At 42.4% G+C, this 26698-nt stretch carries 21 protein-coding genes and 1 pseudogene; 12 read left to right on the top strand and 10 right to left on the bottom strand.

Annotation, left to right across the window (positions count from 1 at the left end; translation table 11 throughout):
- The first annotated feature begins 2 nt into the window (after positions 1–2).
- Complete coding sequence (locus CDG76_RS12675) at positions 3–3149, top strand: efflux RND transporter permease subunit (RefSeq protein ID WP_094349343.1); 3147 nt, start codon at positions 3–5, stop codon at positions 3147–3149.
- A gap of 95 nt (positions 3150–3244) precedes the next feature.
- On the opposite strand, the gene CDG76_RS39065 is transcribed toward CDG76_RS12675, so the two are convergent.
- Positions 3245–3373, bottom strand: coding sequence for a hypothetical protein (locus CDG76_RS39065; protein WP_262984324.1), 129 nt, complete (start codon positions 3371–3373; stop codon positions 3245–3247).
- A gap of 115 nt (positions 3374–3488) precedes the next feature.
- Here CDG76_RS39065 and CDG76_RS12670 point away from each other — a divergent pair, with 115 nt between their 5' ends.
- Together CDG76_RS12670 and CDG76_RS12665 are read left to right on the top strand one after the other, a co-directional pair.
- Positions 3489–6599, top strand: a complete 3111-nt coding sequence (locus tag CDG76_RS12670) for an efflux RND transporter permease subunit (RefSeq protein ID WP_094349342.1) — start codon at positions 3489–3491, stop codon at positions 6597–6599.
- Positions 6600–6709: 110 nt separating this feature from the next.
- On the top strand, positions 6710–7198 hold the full coding sequence (locus tag CDG76_RS12665; protein ID WP_094349341.1) for a hypothetical protein: 489 nt from the start codon (positions 6710–6712) through the stop codon (positions 7196–7198).
- A gap of 219 nt (positions 7199–7417) precedes the next feature.
- Here the strand turns inward: CDG76_RS12665 and CDG76_RS12660 are convergent, their stop codons facing one another.
- From CDG76_RS12660 to CDG76_RS12650, 3 genes are all read right to left on the bottom strand, one after another.
- Positions 7418–8458, bottom strand: a complete 1041-nt coding sequence (locus CDG76_RS12660) for a F510_1955 family glycosylhydrolase (protein ID WP_094349340.1) — start codon at positions 8456–8458, stop codon at positions 7418–7420.
- A gap of 268 nt (positions 8459–8726) precedes the next feature.
- The gene (locus CDG76_RS12655; protein WP_094349339.1) at positions 8727–9020 is read right to left on the bottom strand and encodes a hypothetical protein; all 294 of its coding nucleotides are present in this window, start codon (positions 9018–9020) and stop codon (positions 8727–8729) included.
- A gap of 105 nt (positions 9021–9125) precedes the next feature.
- Positions 9126–9506, bottom strand: a complete 381-nt coding sequence (locus tag CDG76_RS12650) for an efflux RND transporter permease subunit (protein ID WP_223265228.1) — start codon at positions 9504–9506, stop codon at positions 9126–9128.
- Here CDG76_RS12650 and CDG76_RS12645 point away from each other — a divergent pair.
- Together CDG76_RS12645 and CDG76_RS12640 are read left to right on the top strand one after the other, a co-directional pair.
- Positions 9498–9731 (top strand): annotated as a pseudogene (locus CDG76_RS12645) (MerR family DNA-binding protein); the annotation flags it as partial. The gene CDG76_RS12650 and the pseudogene CDG76_RS12645 sit on opposite strands and share 9 nt — an antisense overlap.
- A 111-nt stretch (positions 9732–9842) precedes the next feature.
- A complete protein-coding gene (locus CDG76_RS12640; RefSeq protein WP_094349338.1) occupies positions 9843–10463 on the top strand; it encodes a class I SAM-dependent methyltransferase in 621 nt (206 codons plus the stop codon).
- A gap of 167 nt (positions 10464–10630) precedes the next feature.
- On the opposite strand, the gene CDG76_RS12635 is transcribed toward CDG76_RS12640, so the two are convergent.
- The 3 genes from CDG76_RS12635 to CDG76_RS12625 all read right to left on the bottom strand — a co-directional run bounded on the left by CDG76_RS12635 (position 10631) and on the right by CDG76_RS12625 (position 13789).
- Positions 10631–11152, bottom strand: coding sequence for a cupredoxin domain-containing protein (locus tag CDG76_RS12635; protein WP_094349337.1), 522 nt, complete (start codon positions 11150–11152; stop codon positions 10631–10633).
- A 22-nt stretch (positions 11153–11174) separates the two neighbouring features.
- Complete coding sequence (locus CDG76_RS12630; protein WP_094349336.1) at positions 11175–13436, bottom strand: heavy metal translocating P-type ATPase; 2262 nt, start codon at positions 13434–13436, stop codon at positions 11175–11177.
- Between the two features lie 158 nt (positions 13437–13594).
- Positions 13595–13789 (bottom strand): heavy-metal-associated domain-containing protein, encoded by a 195-nt coding sequence (locus CDG76_RS12625; RefSeq protein WP_094349335.1) that lies wholly within the window; start codon positions 13787–13789, stop codon positions 13595–13597.
- 636 nt (positions 13790–14425) lie between these two features.
- Here CDG76_RS12625 and CDG76_RS12620 point away from each other — a divergent pair.
- The 5 genes from CDG76_RS12620 (at position 14426) to rppB (ending at position 18987) form a co-directional block, all read left to right on the top strand.
- Complete coding sequence (locus CDG76_RS12620) at positions 14426–14701, top strand: hypothetical protein (protein WP_190240828.1); 276 nt, start codon at positions 14426–14428, stop codon at positions 14699–14701.
- A 341-nt stretch (positions 14702–15042) separates the two neighbouring features.
- Complete coding sequence (locus CDG76_RS12615) at positions 15043–15522, top strand: DUF2808 domain-containing protein (protein ID WP_094349334.1); 480 nt, start codon at positions 15043–15045, stop codon at positions 15520–15522.
- 286 nt (positions 15523–15808) lie between these two features.
- Positions 15809–16294 carry a DUF2808 domain-containing protein gene (locus CDG76_RS12610; protein WP_094349333.1) on the top strand — a complete coding sequence of 162 codons (486 nt, stop codon included), beginning with the start codon at positions 15809–15811 and terminating at the stop codon, positions 16292–16294.
- 601 nt (positions 16295–16895) lie between these two features.
- Entirely contained in the window at positions 16896–17600 is a 705-nt protein-coding gene (gene rppA / locus CDG76_RS12605; protein ID WP_094349415.1) for a two-component system response regulator RppA, read from the top strand.
- Positions 17587–18987 carry a two-component system sensor histidine kinase RppB gene (gene rppB, locus CDG76_RS12600; protein WP_094349332.1) on the top strand — a complete coding sequence of 467 codons (1401 nt, stop codon included), beginning with the start codon at positions 17587–17589 and terminating at the stop codon, positions 18985–18987. The genes rppA and rppB overlap by 14 nt, the downstream gene beginning before the upstream one ends.
- A gap of 140 nt (positions 18988–19127) precedes the next feature.
- On the opposite strand, the gene CDG76_RS12595 is transcribed toward rppB, so the two are convergent.
- The 3 genes from CDG76_RS12595 to CDG76_RS12585 all read right to left on the bottom strand — a co-directional run bounded on the left by CDG76_RS12595 (position 19128) and on the right by CDG76_RS12585 (position 24677).
- A complete protein-coding gene (locus CDG76_RS12595) occupies positions 19128–21257 on the bottom strand; it encodes a heavy metal translocating P-type ATPase (protein WP_094349331.1) in 2130 nt (709 codons plus the stop codon).
- 322 nt (positions 21258–21579) lie between these two features.
- Positions 21580–21993 carry a pyridoxamine 5'-phosphate oxidase family protein gene (locus tag CDG76_RS12590; protein ID WP_223265222.1) on the bottom strand — a complete coding sequence of 138 codons (414 nt, stop codon included), beginning with the start codon at positions 21991–21993 and terminating at the stop codon, positions 21580–21582.
- Positions 21994–22301: 308 nt separating this feature from the next.
- On the bottom strand, positions 22302–24677 hold the full coding sequence (locus CDG76_RS12585; protein ID WP_094349329.1) for a response regulator: 2376 nt from the start codon (positions 24675–24677) through the stop codon (positions 22302–22304).
- Positions 24678–24909: 232 nt separating this feature from the next.
- Here CDG76_RS12585 and CDG76_RS12580 point away from each other — a divergent pair, with 232 nt between their 5' ends.
- Together CDG76_RS12580 and CDG76_RS12575 are read left to right on the top strand one after the other, a co-directional pair.
- On the top strand, positions 24910–25722 hold the full coding sequence (locus tag CDG76_RS12580; RefSeq protein WP_094349328.1) for a DUF305 domain-containing protein: 813 nt from the start codon (positions 24910–24912) through the stop codon (positions 25720–25722).
- 167 nt (positions 25723–25889) lie between these two features.
- Positions 25890–26141: a DUF2933 domain-containing protein gene (locus CDG76_RS12575; protein ID WP_094349327.1), complete on the top strand. Its 252-nt coding sequence runs from the start codon at positions 25890–25892 to the stop codon at positions 26139–26141.
- Positions 26142–26698 lie beyond the last annotated feature (557 nt).

Raw genomic sequence — 26698 nt, 5'->3', positions numbered from 1 at the left:
AAATGCTCAGTGCTATCATCAAATGGGCGATCGCTCGCCGTTGGTTAGTCATCCTGGGTACAATTATCTTGACTATTTGGATATTTCGGACAATTATCCAAATGCCTTTGGATGTTTTTCCTAGCTTTGCACCACCCCAAGTTGAAATTCAAACTGAAGCACCAGGACTCGCCCCCGAAGAATTAGAATCCTTGGTAACTTTACCAATTGAAAGTGCAATTAACGGTACTCCTGGAGTAACGGCAGTACGCTCATCTTCAGCAGCAGGAATTTCTGTCGTTAAAGTCATTTTTAACTGGGATACTGATATTTATCAAGCTCGCCAGTTAGTAACAGAGCGATTACAACAAGCTCAAAGTAAGCTTCCATCAGGGGTAGAAACTCCGCAAATTTCTCCGACAAGCTCTCCCATTGGCACTGTATTACAATATGCCTTTACCTCTCAAAGCACTCCTTTAATGGAAGTGCGGCGCATTGTTGATTGGCAAGTGACAAACCGCCTTTTAGCTGTGCCTGGTGTTAGTCAAGTAGTTGCGTATGGTGGTGATGTCCGTCAATATCAAGTATTAGTTGATCCAGCGAAGCTAAGAGCCTTTAATGTCACTTTAGAAGACGTAGAGCAAGCAGCCAAAGCTGCCAATGTGAATGCTCCTGGTGGCTATTTAATTACTCCAGACCGAGAAAAGTTAATTCGGGGGATTGGGCGGATTGAATCTATCGAAGAATTACAGCAATCAGTGATTACTGCTCGTAATGGTACGCCTGTTAAAATCTCCGATATTGCTGATGTACAAATTGGTGCAGCTATTAAACGGGGTGATGGCAGTTTTAACGGTCAAAAGGCAATTGTTGTGATGATTAATAAACAGCCTCAAGCCGATACTCCTACTGTTACCCGTGCTATTGAAGCAGCGATGTCAGAGATTCAAGCAGGATTGCCTAAAGATATCAAAGTTACCCCAACATTTCGTCAAGAAAACTATATTGATTCTTCTATTGAGAATGTTCGAGAGGCTTTAATTGAAGGTAGCATTATTGTTGCTCTAATTCTAATTCCTTTTTTAATGAATTGGCGTAACCTAGCTATTTGTTTAACTGCCCTACCTTTATCTTTATTACTAGGAGTACTACTACTAAATTGGTTGGGACAAGGTTTAAATACCATGACTTTGGGAGGGCTAGCAGTAGCAATCGGTTCAGCTGTTGATGATGCGATTGTTGATGCGGAAAATGTCTACCGTAACCTGCGAGAAAATAAATATTCCCCCAACCCGCGCCCGGTTTTAGATGTTGTATTTGACGGTTGTCAAGAGGTACGGGATTCAGTATTTGGAGCTACTGTCATTACTATAGTTGTCTTCTCTCCAGTGTTTGCTTTAGCTGGTGTAGAAGGCAGCATTTTTATCCCAATGGGATTAGGTTATATGGCAGCAGTTATAGCCTCTAGTATCACTGCATTGACGGTAACTCCGGCTTTATGTGCAATCTTACTACCTTATGGTCGCTTGCCAGAAACAGAACCTTGGGTGGCGAGATTTTTTAAAAGACTGTATCTTCCTCTATTAACATTTTCTCTACGACATTCTGGAATTGTTATAGGCGCTGCTGCTGCAAGTTTAGTGGCTGCGGCTGTAATTGTCCCTTCCTTTGGCAGAATATTTTTACCAGAGTTTCAAGAGCAGACTTTGGTTAATACTCTCACTCTTTATCCGGGGGTTTCTCTAGAAGCTACCAATGCAGCTGGTGAAACACTTCAACACGCACTCAAGGGAGACTCTAGATTTCCATACGTGCAATTGCGTTCTGGGCGTGCGCCGGGTGATGGGGATGCAGCAGGGGTGAATTTGGGACACTTGGATATCGAGTTAAGCGACGCAGGGATGAAAGACAGGAAGGGGACGATTGAGAAGTTACGGGAGGAATTTGCTAAGTTACCGGGGGTAGCGCCAAATATTGGCGGTTTTATCTCGCACCGCATGGATGAGGTATTGTCTGGGGTGAGAAGTGCGATCGCTGTCAAAATTTTTGGCCCAGACTTAGAACAACTCCGCACAATTGGACAGCAAGTTGATGATGTCATGAAAACCGTTAATGGGATTGTAGATTTGCAACTAGAACCCCAAATACCCATTGAACAAATACAAATTAAGTTCAATCGACCTGCTGCTTCACGGTATGGTTTGACAGTAGGCAAACTTTCCGAAATTATTGAAACTGCTCTGAATGGAAGAGTAGTCTCTCAAGTTTTAGAGAAACAACAGACTTTCGATTTAGTTGTATGGCTAAAGTCAGATGCAAGGCAAAACTTGGATACGATTCGCAATTTGTTAGTTGATACTCCTAACGGTCAAAAAATTCCTTTAGCACAGGTTGCCACAATTGAAAATGGTACTGGGCCTAATACTATAAATAGAGAAAATGTCTCCCGTCTGATTGTTGTTTCTGCTAACGCTAATGGTAGGGATTTGCGCTCTATCGTCAATGAAATTCAAGCTAAAGTTAAGCAACAGGTACATCCACCCTCTGGTTACTATATCCAGTATGCGGGACAATTTGAGGCAGAAGAAAGAGCAACTCAGAATATCTTAATTTCGAGTGCGATCGCTTTTGTCGCAATTACAGTCATCATGTACCTTTCTGTCAAATCTATCCCTTCTACTGCCATGATTATGATTAATTTACCTTTGGCATTAGTGGGAGGAGTATTTTCAGTAGCTTTGTCTGGAGGAATAATTTCTATCGCCTCTTTGGTTGGCTTTATTACCCTATTTGGAGTTGCTACCCGCAATGGTTTGTTACTTGTGGATAATTACAACACCAAATTTAGTCTTCGCGAAGCGTCCCGTAGGGAAGGTATACCACTTAAAGAAGTTCTGATTAAAGGGTCAATGGAACGTCTGAATGCCATTTTGATGACAGCTTTTACCTCTGCTTTAGGATTAGCACCTCTAGTAGTTGAGAGTGGCCCTGGAAAAGAAATTTTACAACCATTGTCGATAGTTGTGTTGGGTGGGTTGTTTACCTCTACGGCGTTAACGTTAGTAGTTTTGCCTGCTTTGTATGCCAAGTTTGGTAAGTTATTGCTGCCTAAGCGTACTATGTCAGTTGTAGAGGATGGCAAAGTACCAAAAGCAGTTTTTGAGCAATGATAAATATCACAGGAAATTTATCTTCTAGAATCCTTTGGAATTGAGCAAAGAATTCATGCATTAAATTCCAAATTTTTCGACTGTATTTTCAGCTATCACTGAGCCATAACTATCACTAAGGTTTGCTCATAGGGAGTAAAAGTATTTTCTACCAAGGGTAATACATTTACTCGCGGTAACATCTGCCGAATTTTTCGCTTACCATTATTCAACTTTGATTTCATCCTGATTTCATCTTCATTTGAGACATTAGATACAGTGCCTAAGTGTCAAAACTACAGATTATCCCGAATGGATTCACTGTATCATCAAGCAAAAAACCCTTGAGTTGTCTCAAAAATGCTCAATTCCATTGTCAAATGGTCGATCGCGCAAAGGTGGCTAATCGTTATTGCCTCGATATTAATTAGTCTGTGGGGATTGCGTGTCATCACACAAATGCCGCTCGACGTATTTCCTGCCTTTGCTCCGCCCCAAGTAGAAATTCAAGTTGAAGCTTCTGGTTTAGCACCAGAAGAAATCGAGTCTTTGGTGACTCGGCCAATTGAAAGTGCGATTAATGGCACACCAGGACTAGAATCTCTGCGGTCTTCATCTGCTATTGGGATTTCTGCTATAAAAACTGTCTTTAGCTGGGATACTGATATATATCGCGATCGCCAACTAGTAACAGAGCGATTACAAGGGGTAAAACTACCACAAGGGGTAGAGCAACCGGAAATCTTGCCTATTAACTCGCCCTTGGGATGGGCTGTCAAATACGCTTTTTCCTCCCAAAGCACCGACATGATGGAGGTATGGCGCATTGTCAACTGGGACGTAAAAAATCGCTTGCTGGCTGTACCAGGTGTGAGCAACGTATTTCTTTATGGAGGCGATGAGCGGCAATATCAAGTCTTGATAGATCCAGACAAGCTCAAAGCCTATAACGTCTCCCTGCCAGAAGTCACTCAAGCAGCGCAGAATGCTAACGTTAATGTGCCGGGAGGATTTTTGATTACTCCTGACCAAGAAACACTAATTCGGGGAATTGGGCGAATAGAGTCAATTAATCAACTCAAGCGTTCGGTTATCAAAGCTGCTAAAGGAACACCCGTATTACTTGAACAAGTAGCAGAGGTAAAAATTGGCCCGGGACTAAGACGAGGAGATGGACTATTCCAAGGAAAACGAGCAGTAATTTTAACTGTCTCTAAGCAGCCAGCCGCAGATACACCCACTGTAGTCAAAGCTGTGGAAGCAGCAATGGAGGAGATTAAACCAGGGCTACCGCAGGATGTTAAGTTTACTAAAACCTTTGATCAAGATTTATTTATTGAAGCTTCAGTTAAAAACGTTGAGGAAGCTCTGCGGGATGGCATCATTATCGTTTCAGTCATCCTAATTATCTTTTTGATGAACTGGCGCACGGTAATTATTAGCCTTAGTGCCTTGCCTCTGTCGTTACTGTTAGGCATGATTATTCTGAGTTGGACTGGACAAGGCATTAATACAATGACCTTGGGTGGACTAGTAGTTGCTATTGGTTCAGTGGTAGATGATGCGATCGTTGATATGGAAAACGTCTACCGCCGATTGCGAGAAAACCAAATAGCAGGGAACCCGAAAAATCCTTTACAAGTAGTGTTTGATGGTTCAGTAGAGGTACGTGTTAGTGTTTTATTCTCCACTGTCATTATCGCAGTAGTATTTGCACCGATTTTCGTCCTGTCTGGGGTGGAAGGTCGCATTTTTACGCCGATGGGAATGGCGTATTTGCTATCAATTCTCGCTTCTACCTTAGTTGCATTAACACTAACTCCAGCGCTATGTGCTTTATTATTAGCAAATCGTCGTTTACCGAGTGCGGAAACTTGGCTAGAGCGCAAAACACATCAATTTTATCGTCCAGCGTTGAAGTTCTCGATTCGTTACCCCAAGGTGATTTTAGGGGTGGCGCTTGCGGGCTTTGTTACATCTATAGTAATTCTACCTGGGTTGGGAAAAGTCTTCCTGCCAGAGTTCCAAGACCGCTCTTTGGTCAATTCAATGGTTCTCTTACCTGGTGAATCCCTAAATGCAACTGATCAAGCAGCTTTAGCGGTGATGGATGCCCTTAAAAACGATCGCCGTTTTGATTTTATTGCCTTACGAGCTGGGTTTGCTCAAGGAGATCCAGAAGTGGCAGGGGTCAACTTTGGCGAGTTGGATGTGCAGATTAGCGAAGAAGGAGCGAAAAATCGGGAGAAGACTGTTGAAGTACTCCGCAAAGAGTTTGAAAAACTTCCTGGTGTGGCAACCAACATTGGTGGATTTATCTCACACCGAATCGATGATATCCTCTCCGGTGTAAGAAGTGCGATCGCTGTCAAAATTTATGGCCCCGAACTTGAACAACTCCGCATTATTGGTAAACAGGTACAATCCGCCATGAGTGGTATTCCCGGTATTGTAGATTTGCAACTAGAACCCCAAGTCCCAGTTAAACAAATCCAAATTCAATTTGACCGTGATGCAGCCGCTCGTTATGGGTTAACTGTGGGGGAACTGGCAGAAACCATAGAGACTGGGCTAAATGGAAAAGCAGTTTCTCAAGTGTTGGAGAAGCAACAAACGTTTAATCTCGTTGTGTGGTTGCAAGATAGCTCACGTAACAATTTGGACGTGATTGGTAACTTGTTGGTAGATACACCCAATGGACAGAAAATTCCTTTATCTCAGGTTGCTAAAGTTGATTATGGCACGGGGCCAAGTACCATCAATCGTGAAAATGTTTCCCGGCTGATTGTGGTTTCTGCCAACGTTTCTGGAAAGGATTTGGGTTCTGTAATTAAAGATGTACGCGATCGCGTCAAACAAATTCAACTACCTGGAGGATACTATGTGCAATTTGGCGGTCAGTTTCAGGCACAGGAACAAGCAACGCAGACATTAATGATTGCAGGTGCGGTTGCGATCGCAGCAATTTCTGTGCTGATTTACTTTGCCGTCAAGTCAATTCCTGCCACAGCAATGATTATGATTAACTTGCCACTAGCGTTAATTGGCGGTGTAATTTCTGTTGCTATCGGTGGTGGGATCATCTCCGTCGCTTCAATGGTTGGTTTCATTACTTTATTTGGTGTAGCTACTCGCAACGGATTGCTGTTAGTAGATAACTATAACAATCGCCTAGCAGAGGGAATACCGCTCAAACAAGTGATTGTTGATGGTTCGATGGAACGATTAGTTGCGATTCTCCTGACAGCACTTTCGTCAGCACTAGGTATGGTTCCCCTAGTAATTGGTTCTGGTGCAGGTAAGGAAATTTTGCAACCTTTGGCTGTGGTAGTGTTAGGTGGCTTGGTTACTTCCACAGCTTTAACACTCTTAGTTTTGCCGGCTTTATATTCGCTATTTGGTAAATTTTTGGTTCCCAAAAAGACTACACAAGTACAAGAAATCGATGTTACTCAAGGTTCAGTTGTATGACACTTAATTTATTAATTCTTCCCAGATGTCCACCTGGGAATGTAGAGATATTCATACGCTACGTATGGGATTGAGCAAAATTTTTCTAATAATCAATGAGGAGTAAATCAATGCAATCATTCAAATTAGGCTTTGTTGTTTTCGCCAGTGTAGGATTACTTTTTTTGGGAGCTTGTGGTAATCAAGCTTCTGAGTCCAGTAGTAATCCTTCTAGTCCTTCTACAGAAAATACTAGCAAAACCGAACCAGCCGCCAAAACTGAAACATCTGCTCATGGCGACTCACATGGTAAAAACGCTCAAGTCGTTGAAGCAGGAAAATATCACTTAGAGTTAGTGCCTGAGAAAGAAGGTAGTACGACTCACTTAGATTTATATTTGCAAACAGGTGATAAACACGAAGCAGTTCCAAATGCGAAAGTTACGGCTGATATTCAGTCACCAGATGGAAAGCAAAAAACAGTTCCCCTAACATATGATGCTGATGGTAAACACTACGCTACCAAGCTGGAGGGAATTACGGCGGGTCAATATCAAGTGAAAGTTACTGCGAATGTTGGTACAGAAAAGGTCAACGGTCGCTTTAGTTTTAATCAGTAATTTAAGTTAGGCTAAATTTAAGGGTAAGCTTTGCTTGCCCACCCTTAAAATCAACTTATTAAAAATGGCTGAAAGCTGGGCTTTTGTACTCATAGGCGAGTGCCTCATGACTGAACTGCAATTTGAATTGCAAATAATCCTAACGTTCAAAATGCCTTGATTGCAGATTTGACCGATTAGTATTTCAAGTTATTATAGCTATGTAGATAGTCTTCAAAATTATTTCAGTTCTTTCCATGTCTTGCCGCTATCTTGGGATTGAAAGACAGCATTGTTATGATTTACCGTATAAAATATTTGGGGATTGCTAGGGGCGATCGCTAGTTTTACAACTACACCATTAGTTTGGGTCCAAAGTTTCTCCCACGTTTTACCACCATCACTGCTGCGATAAACACCCGGTGCTGACTTGAGAAAGCGATAGCCATACATTACAGTAGTGTTACCCTCTTTTTGCAGAGCCAAACTGATAACAGGAGCTTCCTGTGTACTAGCTACTAACGTCCAGTCATTGCCGCTGTTAGTGCTTTCATACATTCCTGAACGGGTAGTTGCAAACAAATGCTCAGGGTTTCGCGGGTCAACTGCAAGGTCAAAAGGAGCATCGCCTAATCCCTTGATGCGGGGTTTAATCCAAGTTTTACCACCATCAGTAGAAGTATGCAGCCCTTGCGCCCCAGAAGCGGGCCATCCATAAAAAACATTGGGGTTACTCGGTGCGATCGCTATTGCATGAAAATCTACCCCAGGCATGGAAATCTGTTTCCAATCTTGCCCTTGATTCTCACTGATCTGGAATCCTAAATTACCTCCTGTATGCGGATGTCCGCTGGAATAAAAGCGTTTACTGTCAGTTGGATCGGCAGTAAAGCCCATATAATCAGCTCGTTCTTTTCCCATCCAAAACCATTCCCCAGTTTCAGAACGTTGCAAGAGTCCATTATGACTTGCAACATAAATAATGTTGGGATTATCTCGATTCACAGTCAAACCATGAACGTGATTATTTGATTGCCAATTGACTGCTTTCTCTAAGGATACATTTACAGCCCTTGGTTGAGGCTGGTTGTTTGACTGCTTGGCGGATAGTGGCTGGTTGCTTGACTGATTGCTAGTAGGTGGCTGGATAGAACGACCGAACCACACCCCCAAGCCTCCGCCTAAAAAGAGGGAAAATGCTATGGGCACGGCGCAGCAAGCCACCATAGCAATTCCCATCCATTTCATCATGTTGTGGTCTTTTGAGTCAGGCTGACTCATAATTGTGTTTCTCCTGAGTAAGTTTTCTGCTGTAGTAAAGCTGTTGACTTATGATGAAATGCAAAAGCAAGCACGATTTGAGCTTTTGGATAAAAGGAACGAGTTCGATAGTTATTCTGGTTTACCTTAAGTTCCTTAGTTCAAGCATAAGATGGCTTTCTTAGCCATGAGTTCACTAGTCTTTCTCGGCGAAACTTATCTAAACATTCCTAATTTTTTCTAACATTTCAAATTCAAATGTGTTTCTCACCGAGGGATTTATCAAGCTCTATTTTGATGGACTGTCTTGGTTGTTCATCATTCCTGGCTTATTATTCATCATTGCTTGGCAACACTTACATCCTGTTTGGTTTGGCTGCTGCGGCGTTTGATTCGTTGGCGCTGTTCTTTGACTGGTCAGCACTTGAATTAGTTTTGCTTCGTTTATAGCCCTGGCGGATTGATTCGGGGTCACAGTTCCCTTGGGGGTGTTTGCAAAGGAAGCAGTAGTGGTTAACGTAAGTAATACAAAACTAGCTACGGCTCCACTTAATAGTGTCTTAACGCCTGTATTAATGTTCATTTTTCCTTTCCATTACGTTGCCAAGCTAGTAGATTTTCTTGAAACTAAAGTTATTCTAAACCCTTCAGTTGGGTAGAGAGTCAAGTAATAAATTCAAAATTTTCCTTAATGTTTCCTTATGTACTGCTTCTTGAAAATACGGGAAAATAACTGAGTTCCATCATCTACTACGGAATGCATAACCGGAATAACAATGAGAGTGAGTAGAGTGGAAATGCTTAATCCTCCCAGAATGACTGTAGCGATTGGCGAGTATGCATCCATTCCAGTATCAGGGAAAAATGCAAGTCGAATAATCATTACTAAAGTAATAATTACTGTCATCAAAATCGGCTTGAGTCTGATGGGGGCTACTTCTCGAATAGCGACATCTCTAGGAATTTTCTGCCGACGTTTTGTCAAAATTAAATCAATCAGCAATATTGCTCCAGCCACATCAATTCCTGACAGAATGATAATCCCTAAAATAGAAACTAACGGGCGCAAAATCTTGGTCTTAGTCTTGAAGAGATCGGAGATATTCTTAATATATATGATCAAGGAAAACTCCCTTGTGGTGAAGTTAAACAAAAGCTAGAAGATAAGGTAAATGAAATTGATCACCAGATTGAAGAGCTATTAACTTTAAGAGATGAACTAACAGGTTTACTCTCAGGTTGGGATAAGTTTACAGGTAAACGAAAGGATACGATATGTCCTATCATTCAGTAAGTAATCAAAAATATTAAAGCAATGCTGAAACCTTGATGATCGCACAGGCTACTATGAAGTCGTTATACTTAAGTATGTATTTTTGCTTATGAAAGAATCTAGAGTTTCCGTATGACCGAAACTAAAGTTCGCAAACAGTACGATCGGTTGGCAGCAATATATGACCAACGCTGGAGCAATTACATTGCTAATACGTTGTCATTTCTCAAAAGCTGGGTACAGATATCTCCGTCAGATGTTGTACTGGATATCGCTTGTGGGACAGGGGAGTTTGAGCGGCTAATTTTAATTGAACAGCCGATGCAACAGATGGTTGGGGTAGACATTTCAGACAAGATGCTACTCATGGCTAAACAAAAATGTTGTAACTACCCTAATGTCTCGTTTTACAACGCACCAGCCTCAGTATTACCTTTTGCAAGTAACAGTTTCGATGTGGTCATATCTGCTAGTTCGTTTCACTATTTTGATGAGCCTGACGCTGCATTAGCAGAAATGAAAAGGGTTCTGAAGCCTGATGGTAAATTAGTGATTTTGGATTGGTGCAGAGATTATTTATTGTGTCAAATATGCGACATCATTCTGAAAGTTTTTGATCCAGCATACAAGCAGTGTTATTCCCAAGCTGAATTTCATCAGCTACTTACATCCGCAGGTTTTAACATTTGTCGCGCTAATAAAGTTCGTTTCGGGTTGATATGGGGATTGATGGTAGCAACAGCTAGTTGCTGAATCAAAAGTTTTTCTGGTTTGAGAACGATCGCTTGTAAGCTGTTGCCTTTTTAATTTGCACAAATAGCATTGCCTTTGTTTTTAATCTTTAGTCCCCACCTAATAAGAAATTCACCTTCATTTTGTATGTTTCGAGACATAATTATTAAAAGGTTATTGTTACCTCTCTATTGAACTTCCACCACACCACGAAACATATTCATCCCACAGGTAAATTGATATTGACCTGGTTTGGAAGGTGTAAATTCAATGGGAGTGACATGATTGAGAGCTAAATCTTGAGCAATATGAAAATCAGGTAGTAACACTTTCTCCAAACAGCTACTGGGGTCGCGGCGAAAGAAATTTAGCCGTACAGGTTGACCAGATTTTACAATCACACGAGAAGGTTCATAGCCTCCATCTACATTAATTGTTAGCTCTTGTATTCCTTGGCTGGAATTAGCTTTTGTGGCTTTATTTTTACTGAATAGAAACCACCACAGTTCCAATCCAATTAATCCTAAACCGCCCAAAGTAACGCCGACTTTTAATGCTAGTGGTTGCTCAATACGGCGAAATTGACTGGTCTGCTCTGATGAATGTACGGGCATTTCGGTTGGTATTTGTGCTGTTGCTACGCTTGATGCTGTACCAAACAGAAGTCCTAACCCGGCAATGCTCCCAAAAATCTCACTTTTATTGAACATTTGCTAAATTCCTCCATAATTATTAGATATTTTTGGGGTGAAAGTTACGCAAGCGTAAGGCATTCGTAACAACAGAAACGGAACTAAAAGCCATTGCCCCACCTGCAATAATGGGGTTGAGTAGCCAACCAAAGATCGGAAACAAAACTCCAGCAGCAATGGGAATCCCAGCCACGTTGTAAATAAAGGCAAAGAAGAGATTTTGGCGGATATTCTGCATAGTGGCGCGGCTCAATTGAATTGCGGTGACAATACCTTGCAAATCTCCAGAAATCAGAGTGATATCACTGGCTGCGATCGCTACATCTGTCCCTGTACCAATTGCAATCCCCACGTTGGCTTGAGCCAGTGCTGGCGCATCATTGATGCCATCACCCACCATTGCGACGATTTTCCCCTCTGCTTGCAATGCCTGTATTTGAGCCGCTTTCTGGTCTGGTCGAACTTCTGCAAATACTCGTGTGATACCAACTTCGCTAGCGATCGCTTCTGCTGTTTTGCGATTATCCCCTGTTAACATAACTACCTCTAAACCTAACTTTTGTAGCGTTCTCACAACTGCTACTGAAGAAGGTTTAAGTGCATCAGCAATTCCCATCAAGCCTTGAATTGTTCCATCCACAGCAATTAAAATAGCTGTTTTACCAGCAGCTTCCAGAGAGGTTTTACGCTCTTGGAGATTGTGGGTGTCGATATTTAATTCTTCCATCCAACGTTGAGTACCAATTTGTACTAAATGGTCTGAAACAATGCCTTGAACACCACTCCCCGCGTTAGCTGCAAATTTCTTAGCCTCTGTCAGTTCCACTTGCTGAGATTGGGCATACCTAACCACCGCTTCAGCCAATGGATGTTCTGAATTTCGTTCTAGAGACGCTGACAATTGCAAAAGTTTTAACTCGTTACTATTAGCTGTACCATTAACAGTCATAAAGTCAGTAACAGTGGGTTTTCCCTGTGTTAAAGTTCCAGTTTTATCTAGCACAATGGTCTGGATTTTATGAGCGAGTTCTAAACTTTCAGCACCTTTAATTAAAATACCATTTTCTGCTCCCTTGCCGGTTCCTACCATTACTGAAGTTGGAGTAGCTAAACCCAAGGCACAGGGACAGGCGATAATTAGCACTCCGACTGTGGTGATTAGGGCTAATGTCAAGTTGCCCATAACATTAAACCAAATGACGAAGGCTGCGATCGCAATGGCTATGACTACCGGTACAAACCATCCCGTTACTTGATCTGCTAAACGTTGAATTGGTGCTTTAGAGCCTTGAGCTTGTTGCACCATTTTGACGATTTGAGACAAAAAAGTGTCTTTACCAACGCGGGTTGCTCGGAATTTAAAGCTACCTGTTTTGTTAATTGTGGCTCCAATCACTTCATCCCCCGGTTGCTTTTTGACTGGCAAACTCTCACCAGTCACCATCGCTTCATCAACGTTGGAAGCACCCTCTACTACTTCTCCATCAACAGGAATTTTTTCGCCAGGACGCACTAAAATTACATCACCAATCTGAACTTCCTGGATAGGAACATCAATTTCTTGACCATCTCGGATTACTTTGGCATTTCTAGCTTGCAAACCGATGAGTTTGCGGATAGCTTCAGAAGTTTGTCCTTTCGCCCGATTCTCAAATAGCCTGCCTAGCAGAATTAAGGTGGTAATTACTGCTGCTGCTTCATAGTAAACATCAGGCATTAATCCAGCAGAGGTAAAAAATCCGGGAAAAACAGTAGCAAAGAGTGAATAAAAATACGCTGCACCAGTACCCATCGCAACCAAGGTATCCATTGTTGCTGTATGACGTTTAAAGGCTTTCCAGGCATTTTTAAAAAAGTCTGCACCGCACCAGAATAAGACAGGGGTTGCCAGTACTAATTGTACCCACGGATTATCTAACCATAATGCGCGAATCCCAGGCAGGTTTAGCCCTGTCATGGCAGAAATTGACCCTAGTAGAAGCAAAGTGCTGAGGATTGCTCCTACAACAATTTTACGGGTAAGTATGCGTAATTCTGCTTCACGGGCGTTTTTTTCGGCATCATCTTCTCCCGTAATCATTTCTTGTTCTTGGAGTGGGTAAGATGAGTATCCAGCAGCATCTATGGCGGCTTGGATTGTTTCTAGATTAGTGCGTTTGCGATCGTATTGAATAGTAGCCTGTTCCACGCCAAAGTTAACGTTACAGTCGCTCACCCCTGGAACAGAGCGGATTGCCTCTTCGATGTTGTTAGCACAGGAGGCACAACTCATGCCTCGAAGTTTAAGACTCAGAGTATCCATAGTTAAATATGCTCCTCAGCCCTTGCTTTAACTGAGTTCTAAAAACGGTGTTTTGGTGTGATTAATAGCCGAGTGCCGTTATACTTAGCTTTGCCTGTGTGCTTTTCAGGCAACTTTACTAGGCGTTGCCTTGCTCTGCTTTCCTTTGTTGATGGCTTTTAACTGACAGAATAGCCAGCAGTAGTAATTGCTTCCTTAATAACTGTTTCGTCAGCATTTGTATCTACTAAGACGATTTTCGTTTTTGGATCTGCTTGAACCGTAGCAGTAGGATCAACAGTCAAGACTGCTTTAGTAATGGTGTCTCCACAAGCAGAGCAAGCCATATTAGGAACTTTTATTTGGAGTGTCATAATGTTAAAAACCTTGAACTTGGATAGTAAAAAGATGGAGTTAAGAAAATCAGGAGTTGAAGACTCAAATGGTTTACGGCTTTAGCTAGCAGGATAACCAGAGTTAGCGATGCCGATAGCGTCCCCCTACGGGGAAGCAAGCTACGCGTAGCGTCTCCAAGAGTTGCGTTAGCGAGTCTTCTCCTGTTGGAGACGCACTCGCTAACGAGCGTCATAGCCCGTCATAGACATCGCTTGTTTGATTGCTGTTTCAGATGGCATAACTGGAAGTACACGAACTGTTACAGCTTTAGATTGTCTGAAATGTTTACTTCATGAATTCATCTTAGACTCTCTAGCTGGCTGGAGAGTCAAGGGATTTTGCCAAATTCTTTTTAATGGTTTCAAAAATATCGCATGAGATGTGCCCAAAGCATCTACGGAATTACACCTGTATTTCCCTATTAATGAGGCTTGGGTAGTAGCGATCGCAGTCACGCAGGCATTCTAAACAAGCTTAAATGCTAGTTTCAAGGATAGATTCGTAGTTGTAGTCATAATTTTCTCCTTAACTAAATAAATGAATCATTTATAAAGCTGTAGTTATACTTCTAATAATTCACGTTAGGCTATTGTCGGTGTAAGGGCATCTACCTAATGATACGAGTCCAAACTTTTAATTATTTCATTCCTAACTTCAAAGTTGGTTTAACTAATAACGTCGATTTGCAAGTCATCCCGGAAGTTTATACAGTTCAGCGTACTAAACCAAAAGGAGGCGGTACAGAAGAACGTTCTGGCTTTGGTGACATTACGGCTCGTGTGAAGGTCAACTTTTGGGGCAATGACGGGGGCAAAACTGCATTTGGTATGAGGCCTACGGAGGCGGCTGATGATTTCCAGCCTTTTATTGGCTTATCAGTACGCTTTTAAACCTAATAGATATCTCCGAAAAAGAATCTCAAACCATTATCCTGTCTAGGTGAAAACCTAATTTCTGGAGATGTCTAATCAGGATTATGGGTGCTTAGAGTAATTGAACCCACACTGATGAGCAGATAGACAAAAAAATCTTTGCATACAAAGCCTCGACCCCGTTCTCTTAATGAAAACGGGATTTTTTTACTTTCTGCTTTGCAATCTTAAATTTCTTTTTTTGAGCTGTTATTTCATCTTAATTTCATAGTGACCTGTCAAGCTGGTTTTGTAAAGGTTCATTCGTTAAGAATAAATCTTCAATCTAGTTGACATAGTTTGTTAATTTAACAGTCAAGATGAAGAGAACACTGGTTTCTGCTGCCGTATGTAGTGTAGCTACCGCAGCTCTGATTTATGCTGGCTATGCAAATGCGAAAACGGATAATAATAAGGTTGCTAATATTGACAATGGTTTGCAGTCTACTCCTGCTGGCTGGCAACTTGTTAAACAGACATTCCAGTTACACGTTCCTAAAAATGGTAAGGCTCTTTCCCAGCTAATTATTGATGCTCCATCCACAGTTGCTGTAAGTAATGATATTGACGTGTTGGATGATAAAGGTCAAAAAATCAAAATCAATATCTCTCTAAAGAGTAAAAGAATTGTTATAGATTTTCCTGAACCAGTTACTTCTAGCACTACTAAGTTGCAAATAAATCTCAACAAAGTACAACAACCAATTCTTGGTTCTAATTCCATCTACCATCTTTCGGCTAAAGTCGTTGGTAATGACGTAGAGATTCCTGTAGGTATAGCTCAATTTTCTCCATTTTAATTTATTTGTAGATTTTAATGTATAACTGTTAAAATTTCATCTTGATTTCATGATGACTTGTCATGCTAGTAGATAGAGGTAGCATACCTCTTTTGCAAAAACATCACCGACGATTTGAACTTGATAAGGGCAAGCTAACTACCTACTTCTCCTGAGTAACGGCTGTACAAAGGGGGGTAGTTAAATATAGCTTTGCCAAGTTTTAATCTATCTATTAAGAGCAGATTCACTCACAATGCATGAACCTGCACTTTAACTAACGGGTTTAATTATTTTGGAGATAAATATGAAGAGGTCATTGATTTACGCGATTGTATTGACTCTGAATAGCACAGTTATTATTGCTCCTAGCTATGCAAATGCTGGAACAGATGATGGTAGGGTTCCCCATATTGATGGAAATTCACAATTTCCTCCCACACGCTGGGGAATTTTTAGACATACTTTCCGTTTACACGTTCCCCAAAATAGCAAAGCTGTTACCCAAATACTTGTCAAAGTTCCAGACAATGTAACTATAAGTAATAACATTCAGGATATCGATGTCGTGGATGAAAAGGGGCAGAAAATTAACACTAATGTATCTGTCAACGGTAAAACAATACTACTAGCTTTCGCCGAACCAGTCGCTCCTAACACTAAGTTGGAGATTGACCTTAAAAGAATAAAAAGACGCAATCTTGGTAATGGTTCTGTCTACAGCTTCTCAGCTACAGAGGTTGGCATCGATGCAGAAATTCCCATAGGTGTTGCTTGGTTTCGTACTTACTAATACAACCTTTTTTTACTAAAAAACTATGGGATTTCATTGAGATTTCATCTGTGAATGTCAAACTAATAATAGAAAGTAAATTGAACTAATTTTTCAGGAAAATCAAAATGAAAAATTTTATTGCTGTGGCAACTAATGTTGCAAGATTAATGAATCAGTTCTTTGCTCGGTGAATAAGCAGCCACTATGATATGTCTTGCATAACATCTAACTAAAGTTAGAGTCAAAAGACTAAGTTTACTTGTAAATCAACTAATTAATGGCAACAAATTTCATAAATTTTGTTGAATTAATTAAAATTTCATCTTGATTTCATATTTACGTGTAAAAATTATAATTGACTCAATAGATATCTTGCAAAACTTAGTTTCTATAACTCCTCAAACTAAGTTCACACCCTATTTTAGCAAGTTGGTCTACTGAGTCTTTTCTATTTAATTATGTATCGCTAAGATACTAGACTACTGTTAGGTCTTGTATAGCTTAATCCTAATTTTTAAGAATTTCATCCTAATTTCATAAACTTCTGTCAACCTATTTATAGGGGTATTCCTGTTGCAAACTATGCTTACATCACAAGTTTACAATGAATCTTTATGATATGAGGGTGCTGCTAGTCGAAGATGAGCCGGATTTAGGGGCTGCTATCAAGCGCACCTTAAATCAACAAAAATACTTAGTTGATTGGGTAATGGATGGTAATGAAGCATGGGCTTACTTAGAAAATAGCTCGGCACAATATACAGTAGCAATTTTTGATTGGATGCTTCCCGGAATTACTGGTTTAGAATTGTGCAAAAGACTGCGTTACAAAGTAAATCCTCTTCCTATCCTGATGCTAACTGCTAGAGATAGAATGGAAGATAAAGTAGCCGGATTAGACGCAGGTGCTGACGACTACTTGGTAAAGCCATTCGGTATGGTAGAACTACTGGCACGATTACGGGCTTTGCAGCGTCGCTCTCCGCATTTTCAACCCCAACAATTGACTGTTGGTAACTTGACTCTAGATTATGGCGACAGTACAGTTGTAAGACAAAATACCACGGGTGAACAGCAAAGGATTCCTTTAACTAATAAAGAGTTCCAACTGTTAGAGTATTTTATGAAGCATCCCAAGCAAATTGTTACTACCGAACAAATTCGTAACCAGATTTGGGAAGTTAATGCGGAATCTAGTAGCAATGTAGTGGCGGCGCAAATACGTTTGTTACGTCGCAAACTAACTAATAGCGGCTGTACTAACTCAATTGAAACTTTGCACGGTATGGGATATCGTCTTAATCTCAACAATGAATCAGAATAAGCTGTTTCGGCTCACCCGTATTCGTTTGGCTTTGTATTATGCCATCGTTATGGGTTTAATTTTAAGCCTATGTGTGTTCGGTTTTTATCGAGCAGTGTTCCATGCCCATGTGGTGGCTTTAGACAGTGAAATCGAGTCTGTAGGCGGGACACTGCATGACAGTATCGAACTAAAACTACAATCACCTGGACGTTTAGAACCTTTTGCACATCAATTATTTCCAAATCTAGATAACTGTGGAACTGGAGCTAGTAATTGTATTCAACAACAGCCACATTCTAAACGTCATCTTCTTGGTATCGTTACTAAAACCAGTTACTATATACGTTTTTTTGATATTTCTGGAAAATTGATTGCTAATGCTGGTTACTATCCAAAGGGATTACCTGATGTTTTTAATCAAAAAACTTGGCAATTTCTCAAGGACAGCAAAGGCAAAGATTACCATCAAATTACTCTAGCACTGCATACCCAAAATTATCAAGACTGGGGATATATGCAAGTAGGGCGAAGTCTACAAGAGTTTAATCATTACTTGGATAGTGTAAAATTAGTTTCGGTATTAGGGTTGTTAATTGCAATGGTTATGATTGCTGGTGCTAGTTGGTGGCTATCAGGATTAGCTATGCACCCAATCTATCAATCCTATCGGCAAATTCAACAGTTTACAGCAGATGCGGCACATGAATTACGAACGCCTTTAGCTGCAACAGGTGCAACGGTGGAATCAGCACTTTTAATGTCCCAAATAGATGAAGAAGAGACAAGAGATATTTTACAAACTATACAACGTCAAAATCAACGGCTAACTACTTTAGTTGTTGATTTATTAATGTTAGCACGTTTAGATAAACAGTCCCAAAAATTACAACGTGAAAATTGTTGTCTAAATGATATTGTTAGCGATTTAGTTGAGGAGTTTGAAGCGATCGCAAATGCCGCAGAGGTAAAGCTGACATCTTCAATACAAGTGCATCAACCTCTGAATATTATAGGTAATGCTGACCAGCTTTATCGCTTGTTTTCTAATTTAATTGTCAATGCAATTCAATACACACCCAGAGGAGGGGAGGTAACAGTTTTCTTAGATTGTAATGACTATAATGCTGTAATTAAAGTTCAAGATACAGGCATTGGTATCCCGAAACACGAACTGACTCGAATTTTTGATCGCTTTTATCGAGTGAGTAGCGATCGCTCTCGTAGTACTGGCGGTTCTGGATTAGGATTAGCGATCGCGCAAGCAATTATTCAGTCACACCACGGCAGCATAGATGTGCAAAGTAACTTAGATGAAGGTAGCACTTTCACTATTAAGCTACCTTTTAATATACCCCCACTTAAAACCGTTCGCTCTATTTACCCATTTAAAATGTTGTATCGTTAAAGACAGATGCTTACAAAAAACTTTGTAGTTCAACTCTACCCTGATTATGGGTGTGAGTAGTTTTGAAGCAGTGAAATGTCTTCGGCATCTAGGAGGTAACTTATATTACTCCGTCTTGATTGAGATTTGTTCTGATGTACTCAATCATGCAAACGAATGCCACGTAACGACATTGCATTAAATGAAACAACAACTGTCGAAACGCTCATCAGTATGGCAGCTATTGCTGGTGTTAATAGAATGCCGAATGGGTAGCCAACTCCTGCCGCTAAGGGAATGGCAACAACGTTGTACCCAGCTGCCCATAACAAGTTCTGAGCCATTTTGCTGTAGGTAGCTTTCGCAAGTTTAAGCGCGTAAGTTGCATCAAGCGGATCGCTTTTAACTAAGATTAGATCGGCAGATTCGATCGCAACATTGGTTCCGGCTCCGATCGCCAGTCCTAAATCTGACTCGGTTAAAGCAGGTGCATCATTAATGCCATCGCCCACAAAGGCGGTCGGCTTCTCAGCTTTGAGCCGATGAATTAGCGCAGCTTTATCCTGTGGTAGGACACGAGCGTAGTAGCGATCAATCTGCAAATCCCCAGAAACGGCCTTGGCAACCGCTTCGGCATCGCCTGTAATCATTACCACCTGCACGTCCATTTTCTGTAATTTTACAACCGCTTCTCGTGCAGATTCCCGCACCTGGTCTGCTAACCCGAATAGGGCGAGAACTTGCTTGTCGTCCATCAGGACTATTGCACTTTCACCACGAAATTCACGTTCTTGTAGTCCCTTTTGCAACGTTGGCGGAAACTGCAATTTCAACTCCTGAACCCATTCTGGTCTGCCAACCCGATAGCGCTGACCGTCTACTACGCCTTCAACGCCCTGACCGGGAACTGCTTTGAAGTCAGTGGCTTTTGAAAGCTGGAGTTTGCGATGGCTGGCTTCTTCCACGATCGATTGTCCGAGGGGGTGTTCTGATAAAGATTCTAGGGAAGCAGAAATGCCCAAAGCTTTTAACTCATCTATACTATCCGTATAAATTCGTTGCACGCCAAAATGTCCTGTCGTCAATGTCCCCGTCTTATCGAATGCGATTGTTTTAATGCCTTTGGCTCGTTCAAACGCTTCTCGGTTTCTCACCAGGATGCCATTTTTAGCAGACATTGCAGTAGCATTGACCAGCACTAAGGGGACTGCTAACCCTAACGCATGAGGACAAGCAATCACTAATACAGTAACCGCACGACTAACGGCAAAGGCTAGATCATCTGGTTTAACAGATAGCCAAACGACGAATGTTAGCGTAGCGATCCCGATCGCGATAAAAGTTAGCCAATAGGCAAGTCGATCGGCTAGTGATTGAAATTTACTTTTAGATGTCTGCGCTTCCTTAACCATACGCATAATCTGGCTCAGGGTTGTTTGATCTCCGGTGCGAGTGACCTTGACTGTCAGCGCACCTTCTCCATTGACCGCTCCGGCGATCGCTTCATCATTAGCTTTTTTGACCACCGGGCGCGACTCTCCCGTGAGAAAGGCTTCATTGACGTTGGAAGTACCCTCGACGATCTCACCATCGATCGGGACTTGTTCGCCAGGACGAATCAGAATTAGATCGCCCTCAATTAATGCGCTTACTTGGACATCTTCTATCTGCCCATTCGCCTGTTTGTGAGCGACAGAAGGTACTAACTTGGCAAGTTCTTGTAGAGCATTGCTGGCTCCCAGTACAGAAGCCATTTCCATCCAGTGGCCGAGCAGCATGATATCGACTAAGGTTGCCAGTTCCCAGTAGAAAGAATCTCCCTTCAATCCGAAAGTCACTGCCACACTGTAGATAAACGCCACGGTGATGGCTAGAGCAACCAGAGTCATCATGCCAATTTTACTGCGGAGTTCGTAGTAGGCTCCCTTCAGAAAAACCCAGCCACCATAGAAATAAATAATAGTTGAGAAAATGGGAATAACCCACTTCGCACCCGGAAATTGGATGGCTTGATAATTTAACCAAGTCTGAAATATTGGCGCAAAATAGAGAATGGGCAGTGTTAGCAGGAGGCAAATAAAGAAGCGTCGTTTGAAAATCTCTGGGCTGTGTCCAGCGTGTTTATCGTGCCCCGCGTGTTGATCATGCCCCGCGTATTGATTGCGTCCCCCTTGGTTGCCGTGTGGGTCAGGGTCAGGCGGATTCTTTTTAACTTGCTTTCCGTGTTCATCGTGCCCAGCGTTTCCCGGCTTGGGCTGAGTTTGCAGATGATTATGGTGATCGTGGTTCACAAATGAATCCTCCTGGTTTGCTGCGATGTCTTGACTATCAGATTTTTATGATGATGAAACTAAGGCGAAATTTTCGAGAGTTACTAAGCTTCTATGCCCCAAGACGCTTGGCAAGTCGGGCATATTGGTATGCTCACGCCATAAGATACAAATGGCAAGCGATACCTTTCCTGCGGAACGCTACGCGTAGCAAGATCCCTGTAGGGGTACGGTGAGCTTTCCTACGGAACGCTGCGCGCTAAGCGAAGCCATGCCGCAGGCTTTACGCTAACGTAGAACTCAAATCGGCCTTCACCATAATCTTGTCCAAAATCTTCGATTTTCAGTGACTGCTGATGCCATCAGTGATGCGTCCACTCATTTCACTGGGATGGATACGGTAGAGCGCCATAACCTCTGCACGACCCCAGGCATCAATCCAGGTGCGATTAATCGCGGGCGAAAGCGTTGGGTTTTGCGTTTTGACAAATTGCATCACGCGATCAATGTCTTGTTGAAGAGTGATGTGTTCGGCTCGACCTGTCACAGTCACGCTGCGCCAATGCTCCAGATCGTGGACTTCTTCAACTTGCAAACAGACTGATGGATTTACATCCATGTACTGAGTCTTCATTCCGACCGTTGTGAAGATATATATTTCTGAGTCTTTGAGATAATAGTGCATAGGCACAACATACGGATGCCCTTCACCTACACAGCCAAGATGACCATGTCCTACTTTATGCAAGAGATCCATAATCTCTTTTGTGCTCATTTCATCGATATCTAACATTACTGTTCTCCATCGCTGATTTCAAAATCATCGTTCGCCACTTAAACTGTTTGATACACAAAACCTTCCCCAATGCCAGAATGCGCGCGATCGGGGGCGTTTGTATGCAACAGTCTTTACATACCCACTTTGACTGTAAAAAAACAATCTGAGGAACTTATGAGGACATAAGAAAAACAATCTCCATGTTCTTGCTCATATTTCGCAAACTTTTACTACAAAAATTACCAAGTTTAAATATTACTGTTTCTCTAATTTGTCAATACCTTCTACTAGACTGACGCTCTGGAGCCTCCCGCAGAAAAAATACAGGCACACCCAGCAACTTTAGACTGATGCAAGGCTTCGGATGCGGCTTGATAAAGAGAATGCAAATCCGTTCCATCATCTGGATATTGAGCAATTCCAGCACTAAATGTAATCCGAAATTGAGTCTGATCAGGAGCAACAAATTGTCTGTGGTGGAGCGTTGCTAATAATTGAGTGAGTCTTTGAATGCCATCTGCCTTAATCATGCTAGATAAGGCAACCACAAATTCATCGCTCTCCCAGCGAGCAACGACTGCATTTTGCCTAAAGGTCTGCCGGAGCAACTGTCCCCACTGACGCATCACCATGTCGCCAGTATTGTACCCATGATGATCGTTGATCTCCTTGAAATTGTCTAAGTCCAGAACTGCTAGACAGAGCAGCTGATTCTGTTGATTTGCAAGTTGAAGATATTTGTTTAAATCTTGAGTTGACTTACGGCGATTAGAGAGTTTGGTCAAATGATCAGTCTCAGCAGCATTTTGAAGGAGTTTGATCCGCTCCAGTCGATTGATGATGCGACTGACCAATTCTGGATTCATGATTGGCTTGCTCACAAAGTCATCTGCACCCACTGAAAACACTTGATTAATGATCGTGGCATCAGTGTGCGCCGTCAAAAAAATGATCGGCAAGTGACCCCAGTGCGAGTCGTTGCGGATAATCTGGCAAAGCTCAACACCGCTCAACGCAGACATTTTCATATCTAGAATCAGCAAATCGGGTGAGCATGATTCTAGCGTTTCCCAAAATCGTTGAGGATCATTCAGCGTTATCACGCTCAATCCCCAAGGTTCTAGAAACCCCTTTAGAGTTGCGAGAATCTGGGGATCGTCATCGATGACCATCACCCGTTGCTTTGCTGCCTCTGCTCGTTGCGCCGCTTGAGCGATCGCTTTCAGCACATGAGCCGGTGGCAAGGGTTTGTGTAAAAAACCATGTCCGCCGAGTTGGGCAACTTCTAGGCGATCGGTTAATTGATCGTGACTGGTTAAAACGAGAACCGGCACAGCAGGAGTTTGATGACTGAGCTTTGCCAGTAGTTTTAAACTATCTGTTGTGGGATGAGTAATGTCGGGATCAAGTAGCACAACGGTAGGCGCATCCTGCTCAATTTTCGTTTCGGCTTCGGAAAGGGTCGTTGCGATCGCGCTCCGAAATCCCCAGTTCACAGCTTCATTCACCAACTGTTCCGCCAGTTGGCGATCGGGATCAATGATCAATAACAGAGGACGCTCATTTGCAAACACAGACTCTTCCTGCTCGCTCCGTTCTGTAGTTAAGTCATTCGATGCGCGATCGATTTCTTGACGCAGGGCAGTCACCAGTTCGTAAAGGCAGAGGGTTTGATCCGATTTCAAGGATTCGTTGACGTGTAGCAGTTGTTCAATTTTTTCAGCGATTCGAGAGCCTTCGGGCAACCCAAAGGTCGCAAGTGAGTCTGATAGGGTGTGAGCTTCCTGAGATGCCTGTTGTTGAATATCTGGACTCAGCATCTGTTGCATCAAAGCAGCACTCGCTTGCTCTAGAATTATGACCTGTTCATTTACTCTGGTTTTGAAGCGATCCCAAACTTTGGATAAGGCACTGAGGGTTTGTTGTTGAATCGGTTGAGTCCCCTGAGAAGACGTGAGTTGATCCGTGCTGATTGAATCGGCGATCGCTTCCAAGGGTTTAAGCCGATAACCTAGCCCATAAACCGTTTCAATCAAATCTGTGGGAGCGCCGACCCTCCTAAATTTCTGCCTTAGCCCTTTAATATGAGTTCTCACAGCATCTTCGCCGGGAGTCTCCTCATAGGCCCAGAGTTGATCCAAAATCACGCTGTAGGTAAAGACTCGACGACCATTCCGCAAAAAAAACTCTAGTATCGAAAACTCCTTGGGACTCAAGGATAGAGGTTGCTCTGCATAAGTGACTTCACGAGTTGCCGGATCAAACCGCAAACTACCCCACTCCAGCACAGATTGAAAAGCTGTTCCTCTGCGACGCAGCAAGGCTCGAATTCCAGCAATCAATACCTCATGATCGAACGGTTTCACCATGTATGCATCGGCACCTGCATCTAGCCCGATTGCTTGGTCGTGGCTACTGCTTCGCCCAGTAACCAGTAGAATTGGCATTTGATAGCTGTGCGTTCTGATTCTACGACAGAGACTTATTCCGTCTAAATGAGGGAGCGTAATATCTATCAGTAATAAATCATAGTCATAAACGACAATCAGTTCCCAAGCAACCTCTCCATCTTTAGCGACTTCAACCGTGTAATTTTGGTTGCAGAGAATACAAGCAAGCATGTCGGCATTTGCCTCATCATCTTCTACCACCAAAATTTTCATAGGGCTAACTCCTTTACAGGTTGAGCGCGGTAATTAGGGAGTCCGCATACTTCTATCTAAAAATAACGATAATTGGAGATGATGAAATCAAGATGAAATGAAGTGCTAATCGCCTAAAATCTGGAAAAATCTTTCTAAAGACGTAAACCTTGAATCGCTCATAAGTTTCTCATAGTCTGAGCGTAGCTTGAGAGATAGAGGAACTTGGTCATCCCCTAACCAAGTTGAATTTATGAATAAGAAATTTTTGGTCTACAGTTTAGTCGGGCTACTCAGTAGTGGTGCTGCTGCCGGATTTGTCCTTGCCAACAGCAAACAGGCTCAGTCATTACCTGCATCAGGAAATCCTCAACAACCCAGATCAGTCCGAGTCGATCAACATTTTATCGAAATGATGATCCCTCATCACCAAGATGCGATCGCAATGGCTGATCTGGCTTTGAGTCGCGCCAAACACCCAGAAGTAAAAAAAATAGCTGAAGCAATTAAAAAAGAGCAAACTCTTGAAATTGAAGAGATGCGTACCTGGTACAAAAAGTGGTATGGCAAAGAAGTCCCTGCATATTCAATGACTGACATGAGCATGATGGGAAACCACCATAAACAAGGGCAGGGCCCAGGCTCAGGCATGATGGGTCAGGGGCAAGGCATGATGAGTCCAGGGCAAGGCATGATGGGTCAGGGGCAAGGCATGATGAGTCCAGGGCAAGGCATGATGAGTCCGGGGCAAGGCATGATGGGTCAAGGGCAAGGCATGATGGGTCAAGGGCAAGGCATGATGGGTCAAGGGCAGGGCAGGATGAGTCCGGGGCAAGGCATGATGAGCATGAAGACGGACATCGATGCGCTTAAGAAAGCCCCAGACTTTGACAAGGAATTTGTACGGCAAATGATTCCCCATCATCAAATGGCTGTGAAGATGGCTCAGATGGCATCTGGGCGTGCTGTTCGTCCAGAGATCCGCACTTTGGCTCAGTCAATCATCAAATCTCAAAATGCTGAAATCGCACAGATGCAAGGATGGCAGCAAGCCTGGAATCAATGATTTAGCTTGTTTAGCAGGGTAAGCGATCGTCAATCTGGGTAGTACGGCTTAACAATTGCCGTAGGTCAGATATCTTTTAAAACTGGAGTCTGGTAATCGCGGATTTGGCGATCGCGTAGCCTCTCTAAAAGGGAATCGCAAGTCGTTCTATTCAGAATCAGGTCTTTATGCATCAACATGGTTCATCGAATCAGCCCCAGCCCAATCATCAGCAAACTCGTCTTAGTTTGCCGATTAAGCTTGTGCTGTATGTGTCAATCGGCATTATTGCATACTTCCTAATTACAGAACATTGGGCGCATTTAGCGGGATTCTTACCGTACTCTTTATTGTTCATCTGTATATTCATGCATCTATTTATGCACGGTGGATATGGGGGACATGGAGGCGATCAGGGTGGCAATAGCCAATCTCGCTGAAGGCGGTTATTCAGAGTTTGCAAATCAATTTATTTCGAGGAGGTCGAACCATGAAAGATATGAGTAATGTTCCGGCTTACGGACTGTGGAGTTTAGCGATTATTAATTCCCTGATATTTATTACAATACCTTTGCCAAAATAAGAGCCTACAAAAATTTTGGCAAAAATGGCAAAAATACTGATACATGGGCGTTTAGCTGACAAACGAGCTTGGAGGCTCAAACCCAATACCCGTGAAGGTAATACGTAATGCAGCTTTCCTGATTATCATTAGCCTTATTATACTCTCGGCGATTCTCTTTCAGAGAGGCTACGCCAACGCTGCTTCAATTTATGCTTGCATTCCCAAGGGTCGGCGGCATTCATTCAACTTCAAACCGCATAATAAGGTTCCGTGTCACCGCTGTCAATATTTTAGCGGTAATCCCTATCTTAAATGCGCTCTCCATCCAGTAACCGTACTGACCGAACAAGCCTTTGACTGTACAGATTACTGCCCGAACAGTGAAGCGAAACGGGTTGAAAAGTGGAGAAAATCATTGCTGATTGTCCAAAA

The organism is Nostoc sp. 'Peltigera membranacea cyanobiont' 210A (assembly GCF_002246015.1).
Classification (GTDB): domain Bacteria; phylum Cyanobacteriota; class Cyanobacteriia; order Cyanobacteriales; family Nostocaceae; genus Nostoc.
Note: the sequence above shows the minus strand (reverse complement) of the source record. Positions and strands in the feature narration are given on the sequence as shown.

What these genes read in the sequence shown, in the direction of transcription:
- CDG76_RS39065 (WP_262984324.1), bottom strand. Translation starts at nt 3,373, where the DNA reads ATGAAATCAAAGTTGAATAATGGTAAGCGAAAAATTCGGCAGATGTTA.
- CDG76_RS12635 (WP_094349337.1), bottom strand. Translation starts at nt 11,152, where the DNA reads ATGTTCAATAAAAGTGAGATTTTTGGGAGCATTGCCGGGTTAGGACTT.
- CDG76_RS12665 (WP_094349341.1), top strand. Translation starts at nt 6,710, where the DNA reads ATGCAATCATTCAAATTAGGCTTTGTTGTTTTCGCCAGTGTAGGATTA.
- CDG76_RS12615 (WP_094349334.1), top strand. Translation starts at nt 15,043, where the DNA reads ATGAAGAGAACACTGGTTTCTGCTGCCGTATGTAGTGTAGCTACCGCA.
- CDG76_RS12670 (WP_094349342.1), top strand. Translation starts at nt 3,489, where the DNA reads ATGCTCAATTCCATTGTCAAATGGTCGATCGCGCAAAGGTGGCTAATC.
- CDG76_RS12590 (WP_223265222.1), bottom strand. Translation starts at nt 21,993, where the DNA reads ATGGATCTCTTGCATAAAGTAGGACATGGTCATCTTGGCTGTGTAGGT.
- CDG76_RS12585 (WP_094349329.1), bottom strand. Translation starts at nt 24,677, where the DNA reads ATGAAAATTTTGGTGGTAGAAGATGATGAGGCAAATGCCGACATGCTT.
- CDG76_RS12575 (WP_094349327.1), top strand. Translation starts at nt 25,890, where the DNA reads ATGCATCAACATGGTTCATCGAATCAGCCCCAGCCCAATCATCAGCAA.
- CDG76_RS12625 (WP_094349335.1), bottom strand. Translation starts at nt 13,789, where the DNA reads ATGACACTCCAAATAAAAGTTCCTAATATGGCTTGCTCTGCTTGTGGA.
- CDG76_RS12655 (WP_094349339.1), bottom strand. Translation starts at nt 9,020, where the DNA reads ATGAACATTAATACAGGCGTTAAGACACTATTAAGTGGAGCCGTAGCT.
- rppB (WP_094349332.1), top strand. Translation starts at nt 17,587, where the DNA reads ATGAATCAGAATAAGCTGTTTCGGCTCACCCGTATTCGTTTGGCTTTG.
- CDG76_RS12630 (WP_094349336.1), bottom strand. Translation starts at nt 13,436, where the DNA reads ATGGATACTCTGAGTCTTAAACTTCGAGGCATGAGTTGTGCCTCCTGT.
- CDG76_RS12660 (WP_094349340.1), bottom strand. Translation starts at nt 8,458, where the DNA reads ATGAGTCAGCCTGACTCAAAAGACCACAACATGATGAAATGGATGGGA.
- CDG76_RS12610 (WP_094349333.1), top strand. Translation starts at nt 15,809, where the DNA reads ATGAAGAGGTCATTGATTTACGCGATTGTATTGACTCTGAATAGCACA.
- CDG76_RS12640 (WP_094349338.1), top strand. Translation starts at nt 9,843, where the DNA reads ATGACCGAAACTAAAGTTCGCAAACAGTACGATCGGTTGGCAGCAATA.
- CDG76_RS12620 (WP_190240828.1), top strand. Translation starts at nt 14,426, where the DNA reads ATGATACGAGTCCAAACTTTTAATTATTTCATTCCTAACTTCAAAGTT.
- CDG76_RS12580 (WP_094349328.1), top strand. Translation starts at nt 24,910, where the DNA reads ATGAATAAGAAATTTTTGGTCTACAGTTTAGTCGGGCTACTCAGTAGT.
- CDG76_RS12675 (WP_094349343.1), top strand. Translation starts at nt 3, where the DNA reads ATGCTCAGTGCTATCATCAAATGGGCGATCGCTCGCCGTTGGTTAGTC.
- rppA (WP_094349415.1), top strand. Translation starts at nt 16,896, where the DNA reads ATGAGGGTGCTGCTAGTCGAAGATGAGCCGGATTTAGGGGCTGCTATC.